The following is a 7,623-nucleotide window of genomic DNA, read 5'->3' on the forward strand; positions in this document are numbered from 1 at the left end:
CGTTGGCGGCTGTTGCCGAAGCGATCGTCAGCGAGTCGCCATCCGGGTCTTGGTCATTCGCCAGGACCGTGATCGTCGCAGGCGTATCCTCGACGACGGTCGCGACATCGTCGGCAGCGACCGGCGCAGTGTTGCCGGTGGTCGCCGCTACGGTAACCGACACGCTCGCCGTGCTCGCGCCCTGCCCGTCGCTGATCGTGTAGGTCAGGGCATCTATGCCGATGAAGCCCGCACGCGGGGTGTAAGTCAGCGTGTTGTTGGCGTTGACGACCACGATGCCATTCAGCGCGCTGGCCGACACGACGCGGATCGGGTCTCCGTCGGGATCGCTGTCGTTGGCGAGGACGGGGATCGTCACAGCGACGCCTTCGATCGTGCTGGCGCTGTCGGACACAGCGACTGGAGCCGGGTTGGTGATGGTCCATACGAAGCTCGTCACGGTGGGCTGTCCGGCCGGATCGGTCGCCGTGACGGTCACCGTATAGGACCCGGCGGCGGGGACGCTGGCGTCGCGAGCGATCGTGCCCGAGATCACGCCAGTCGCTGCATCGATCGACAACCCCGCTGGCAGGCCGGCTGCGGTGTAGCTGAGCGTGTCGCCGTCTATATCGGCAAACGCTGGAGCCGCCACCAGCCGCACGACTTCACCGTCGGCATCGCTGCGATCGGACAGGCCGGTGGTCGTCGGCGCATCGTTGACCGCTGTCACCGTGACGGTGACGGTCGCGGTGGAGACACCACCCTGCCCGTCGTCGATCGTGTAGGCGATGATGTCCGTACCGGTGAAGTTTGCCGACGGGCGATAGGTGATCGACCCGTCGGTGTTGATCGTGGCGGTGCCGTTCGCCGCCGTGGCACTGACCACCGTCAACGGATCGCCGTCGGGATTGATGTCGTTGGCCAGCACGGTGACGGTCACGACGCCGTCCTCGGCGACCGTCGCAGTGTCGTTGACCGCGGTGCCCGTCGGATTGACGACCGTCCAGGTGAAGCTGGTCGAAACCTGCGCGCCCGACGGATCGGTAGCCGACACGACGACGGTATAGACGCCGCCGCTCGTCGCGCTGGCGTTCGACGCTATCTGCCCCGAAATCACGCCGGTCACCGCATCGATCGTCAGACCCGCGGGCAGACCGGTGGCCGAATAGCGCAGCGTATCGCCATCGGGATCGCGGAACGCCGGCGCCAGATTGAGCGTGACGGTCTCGCCATCCGAGTCGCTGCGCGGCGGAAGCGCCGTCGCCAGCGGAGCGTCGTTGTTGCCGGCCACCGTCACGGTGACGGTGGCGGTCGAGGTGCCGCCTTGCCCGTCCGAGATGGTGTAGGTGATCGTGTCGGTGCCGGTGAAATCGGCCGGCGGCGTATAGCTGAGCGTACCGTCCGCGTTGATGACGACCGTACCGCGTGCCGCGCTTGCAGCGGCAACGACCAACGGGTCGCCATCCAGGCTGCGGTCATTCGCCAGCACGGCGATGCGGCTTGTCGTGTCCTCCGCCACGGTGACGTTGTCGTTGACCGCGACCGGCGGTACATTGCTGACCGTCCAGCTGAAGCTCGACGATATCGTCCCGCTGCGGCCGTCGTCGACTGTCACGACGACGGTGTAGGTGCCCGCCGAACCGGCAGTGATCGTGCCGGACACGACGCCGGTCGCGGGGTCGATGGCTAGGCCCGGCGGCAGGCCGGCGGCGGTATAGCGCAGCGTGTCGCCGTCCGCGTCGGCGAACGCAGGCGCCAGGTTCAGGGTGACGACTTCGCCCGCCGGGTCGCTGCGCGGCACCAGTCCTCTGCTCGTCGGGGCATCGTTCACGCCCGTCACGATCACCGTCACGGATGCGGTCGATCGGCCGCCCTGGCCGTCGCTAACGGTATAGGTGATGGTATCGGTGCCAAAGAAGTTTCCCGTTGGCGCATAGGTCAGCGTGCCATCGGCGTTAATCGTGACCGATCCGTTGCTCGCCTGCGCCGCGATCACGACCAGCGTGTCGCCATCGGGGTCAGCGTCGTTGCCAAGCACCGCGATCGTGACGCTGCCGCCCTCCGCGGCGGTCGCGCTGTCGTTGGCGGCGATCGGGCCGACGTTGCCGACCGACCATGTGAAGCTCGTGCTCACTGCCAGCCCGTCAGGATCACGCGCGGTGACGGTAACGGTGTAGATGCCCCCGGCGATCTGGCTCGCGCGGGCAGCGATCCGGCCCGAGATGATGCCGGTAACTGCGTCGATCGTCAGCCCGGCAGGCAGGCCGGTGGCGGTGTAGGTGAGCGCATCACCGTCGCGGTCGGTGAAGGCGGGCGCCACCGCCAGCGAGACGGCGTCGCCGTCGCTGGCCGACTGCGGTGCCAGAGGTTCGACCGTCGGAGCGTCGTTGGCGGCCGTCACCCGGACGGTGACGCTGGCAGTCTCGCTGCCGCCCTGGCCGTCGCTGATCGTGTAGCTGATCGTGTCGGTGCCGACGTAATCGACCGGCGGCGTGTAGCGGAGGGTGCCGTCGGCGTTGATCGTCACCGTTCCGCGCCCGGCACTGGCGGCGACCACGGTCAGCGTGTCGCCATCGCGGTCGCTGTCGTTTGCGAGCACGTCGATGGTCACCGCCGAGTCCTCTGGCGTCGTAACGCCGTCGTTGACGGCCAGCGGCGCGGGATTGGCGATCGTCCAGGTGAAGCTGCTTGACACCGCGGCGCCCGACGCATCGGTCGCCGTCACGACGACGGCATAGTTGCCGCCGCCAACCACACTCGCGTTGAACGCGATCGTTCCGGTGATGACGCCGGTCGCCGGGTCAATCGTCAGCCCTGCGGGGAGCCCGGCGGCGGAGAAGGTCAGCGTGTCGCCGTCAGGATCGCGGAACGCGGCGGCGATGGGCAGCATGACCATGTCGCCATCGCTGCCGTTGCGCGACGCGATCCCGCCGGTGGTCGGTGCGTCATTGGCCGCGGTCACGGTGATCGCTACGGTGGCAGTCGATCCGCCGCCCAGTCCGTCGTCGATGCGATAGGTGACGCTGGCCAGACCGACGAAGTCGGCGGCGGGCGTGAAGGTAATCGTGCCATCGGGGTTGACCACCGCCGTGCCGCCCGCAACCGCGTCGATCGATACCGCAATCGGCGTCGCCGGGTTGCCGTCCGGATCCGTGTCGTTGGCAAGCACCGCGATCGTGACCGGAGTGTCCTCCGTCGTCGTCGCAACGTCGTCGATGGCGGTCGGCGGCGTGTTGACGACCGTCCAGGTGAAGTTACGCGCGATCGTGCCGCCATTGCCATCGGCGGCGGTTACCGTGACGGTGTAGACGCCACCGTTCACGCTGCTCGCATCGGCGGCGACGGTGCCGGTGATCGCGCCCGTGGCGGGATCGATCTTCAGTCCGGCGGGCAGGCCGGTGGCCGAGAATGTCAGGCGGTCGCCATCGACGTCACTAAACGCCGCACCGATCGGCACCGTCACAGTCTCGGAATTCGAATCGCTCAGGTTCGGCAGCGTCCCGGCAGTCGGCGCGTCGTTGACCGCAGTCACCGTGACGATCGCAACCGACGTGCTTGTGCCGCCCTGTCCATCGCTAACCGTGTATGTGATCGTGTCGCTGCCGTTAAAGTTGGCGTTCGGCGTGTAGGTGAGCGTACCGTCGGCATTGACCGTGACGCTGCCGTTGCCGGCGGACGCCGAGACCACGGTCAGCGTGTCGCCGTCCGGATCGACGTCGTTCTCGAGCACGGTCAGGACGACGGTCGTGTCCTCGGCGGTGGTTGCGGTATCGGCGATCGCAATCGGCGCCGGGTTCGTCACAGTCCACACGAAGCTGGCGCTCGCTGTAGCGCCGGCCGGGTCGGTTGCCGTCACGATCACCGAGTAACGACCACCAGCCAACACGCTGGCGGCAGGATCAATCATCCCACCGATGATCCCCGTCGCCGGGTCGATCGTCAGGCCAGCGGGCAATCCGGTGGCGACAAAACGCAGCGTGTCACGGTCGATGTCGGCGAATGCGGTCGATGCGTCGAAGCTGATCGGGCGCCCTTCGACATCGGTGCGCGGTGCCAGGCCAGCGGACGCGGGGGCATCGTTGGCCGGCGTGACGGTGACGGCGACGGTCGACGAGCTGACCGCGCCCTGGCCGTCGCGTATGGTGTAGCTGATCGTGTCGGCACCGATGAAATTGGCCGCCGGTACATAACGGATCGTGCCGTCGGCCCGGATCTCCACGGTGCCGTGCAGCGCGCTGGCCGTCGTCACGACCAGCGGGTCGCCGTCCAGGTCGGTGTCATTCGCGAGGACCGCGATTACGACTGCGCTATCCTCTGCGACCGTCGCACTGTCGGCCACCGCCGTCGGCCCGGGGTTGGCGATGACCCAGTTGAACTGTTGGGTGGTAAGCTCTCCCGACGGATCGGTTGCGGTGATCGTAACGGCATAGGTGCCGCCCGGTGCCGCACTCGCGTCACGCGCGATCGTGCCCGTGATCACGCCGGTCGCGGCGTCGATCGTCAGGCCGGCGGGCAGGCCATCCGCCGAATAGCGCAGGTCGGTATCGTCGACATCGCGGAAAGCGCCCGCGGTCGCCACCGTGACGCTCTCGCCATCATTGTCGTTGCGCTGAGGCAGCGTACCGACCGGGCGCGGACCGTCGTTGACCGCGATGATCGTCGCGGTGCCGGTGGAGGTCGCGGACCCGTTCTGGCCGTCGCTGATCGTATAGGAAATGACGTCGGTGCCGTTGAAATCGGCCCCCGGCGTATAGGTCAGCGTGCCATCGGCGTTGATCACCACCGTGCCGCGCGACGCGCTGGCCGCGATGATGAAGATCCGGTCGCCGTCTGGGTCGCTGTCGTTTGCCAGCACCGCAACCGTGATCGGACCGTCTTCGGTGGTCGTGAAGACGTCGTTGGCCGCGATCGGCGCCGGATTGGCGATGGCCCAGGTGAAGCTGCTCGACACCGTCCCGCCGCGACCATCGCTGGCGGTGACCGACACTGCGTAGATGCCACCATCGACCTGGCTCGCAGAGCGATCGATAATCCCCGAGATGATCCCTGTGACCGGGTCGATGCTCAGCCCCGCCGGCAAGCCGGTCGCGCTGAAGCTCAACGTGTCGCCATCGCGGTCAATAAACGCGGGACTTGCGTTGAAATCGATCCGCTCGGCATCGCTGTCCGACCGATCGGGCAGGCGCGCGGCGATCGGCGCGTCGTTGACCGGGCTGACGGTGACGACCACCGTCGCGGTCGACAGTCCGCCCTGGCCGTCGCTGATGGTGTAGGTGATCGTGTCGGTACCGTTGAAGTCGGCGCGCGGCAGATAGATCAGCGTGCCGTCGGCGGCGATCGTCACCGATCCGTTCAGCGCCGATGCGGTGATGATCGACAGTCGATCGCCGTCGGGATCGACGTCGTTGTCGAGCACCGCGATCGTGACCGCCGTGTCTTCGCTGGTCGTCGCGCTGTCGTTGACCGCAGTTGGCGCGGGGTTGAAGACTACCCAACCGAAGCTCGTGGATACGGTTCCGCCATTGCCGTCGCTCGCAGTGACGACAACGGTATAGACCCCGCCGTTGCTCGCGCTAGCGGCCGATGCAATGCGTCCCGAAATCACGCCGGTCGCGCTATCAATGACAAGCCCCGCCGGCAGTCCCTGAGCACTAAAGGTCAGCGCATCGCCATCGACGTCGGCAAAGGCAGCCGCGGTCGGGACGATGATGGTAGCGCCATCGGCATTCTCGCGCGCAACGATCGTCGATACCCTCGGTGCGTCGTTCACCGCGGTGACCGTCACTTCGATCGATGCGGTCGAGAAACCGCCCTGGCCATCGCTGATGGTGTAGCTGATCGTGTCGGTGCCGTTGAAATTCGCGTTCGGCGTGTAGGACAGCGTGCCGTCCACGTTGATCGTCACGATCCCCCGGGGGGCGGTGGCCGAAACGATGGTCAACCGGTCGCCATCCGCATCAGTGTCGTTGCCGAGCGGCGCAATGACGACCGCCGTATCCTCGGGCGTCGTCACGACGTCATTCGCGGCAACCGGTGCAGGATTGGTGACGCTCCAGACGAAGCTGGCCGAGACCGATCCGCCCTGCCCGTCGTTCGCCGTGATCAAGACGGTATAGGGCGCGCCGACACTCGCATCCGCCGCGATCCGACCGGAGATCACACCTGTTGGGGCATCGAACGTTAGGCCGGGAGGCAGGCCGCTCGCCGCAAAGCTCACCACGTCGCTATCGACGTCACTGAACGCACCGGCGACATTGACCCGAACCATGTCGCCATCGGAATCGACGCGACTGGGGAGCGGCGACGTCACCACCGGAGCATCGGCGCGGCCGATGACCGTCACGGCAACTTCGCCCTGCGACGTGCCGCCATTGCCGTCACTGATCGTATAGAGGATCGTGTCGACGCCGTTGAAGTCCGGGTTCGGCGTGTAGGTCAGCGTGCCATCGGCGTTGATCGCGACGACCCCATTGGTCGCGCTTGCCGTGGTGACGATCAGGCGATCGCCGTCAACGTCGATGTCGTTGGCCAGCACGGCGATCGTCGCTGTCGTATCCTCGTCGAGCGTCACTGCGTCGGCGACCGCGACAGGCGCATCGTTGACCGCCTCGACCGTCACCGTCACCCGCGCGGTCGAAGTACCGCCCTGTCCATCGGAAACGGTGTAGACGATCGTATCGACGCCGGCGGAATCAGGATTCGGCGTGTAGCTGAGGGTACCGTCCGCGTTGATCGTAACCGTGCCGCGCGCTGCGGTTGCGATAGTGACCGTCAGCGGATTACCGTCGACGTCACTGTCGTTCGGCAACACCGCGATGACGACCGTTCCGTCCTCCGTCACGGTTGCGACGTCATCGACCGCGACGGGTGCGTCGTTCACCGGCGTGACCGTCACGGTGACGGTTGATGTCGCTGTGCCGCCACGACCGTCGCTGATCGTATAGGTGATTATGTCGGTGCCGATAAAGTCAGCGGCGGGAATATAGCCCAGCGTACCATCGGCATTGATCGTCACGCTGCCGCGCGCGGCCACGGCCGCCGTGATGGTCAGCGTGTCGCCATCGACATCGCTGTCGTTCGGTAGGACGGCGACGTCGATGGCCGTATCTTCCGGGGTCGTCGCAGTGTCGTTCAGCGGGATCGGCGCGTCGTTCACTGCGGCCACGACAACCGAAACCGTAGCGGTGCTCGACCCGCCACCCCCGTCGGAGATCGTATAGCTGATCATGTCGACACCGTTGAAATCGGCATTGGGCGTATAGACGATCGTGCCGTCAGCGTTGATCGTCACCCGGCCGTTCGCCGCGGCCGCCGCAGTCACACTCAACGGATCGCCGTCGACATCGCTGCTGTTCGCCAAAACGACGATCACGACCGGCTGATCCTCATCCGTGGCCGCGACGTCGTTGGTCGCGACCGGTGCATCGTTCACGGGCACGACCGTCACGGTCACGGATGCGGTCGAGAATCCGCCCTGGCCATCGCTGATGGTGTAGCTGATCGTGTCGGTGCCGTTAAAATCGGCGTTCGGCGTGTAGGTCAGCGTGCCGTCCGTGTTGATCACGACGGTGCCGCGCGTCGCCGACGCCAGCGTGACGGTCAGAAGGTCCCCGTCCGCATCGGTATCGTTGCCGAGTACCGTGA

The 7,623-nt window shown here is 66.6% G+C and carries 1 protein-coding gene; it reads right to left on the reverse strand.

The features are described from left to right. Window positions 1-7,623 (reverse strand): beta strand repeat-containing protein (locus IEX50_RS17250; protein WP_188699551.1); only part of this gene is annotated, 7,623 nt, incomplete at both ends.

This window comes from Sphingomonas prati (assembly GCF_014643515.1).
Lineage (GTDB): Bacteria > Pseudomonadota > Alphaproteobacteria > Sphingomonadales > Sphingomonadaceae > Sphingomonas_R > Sphingomonas_R prati.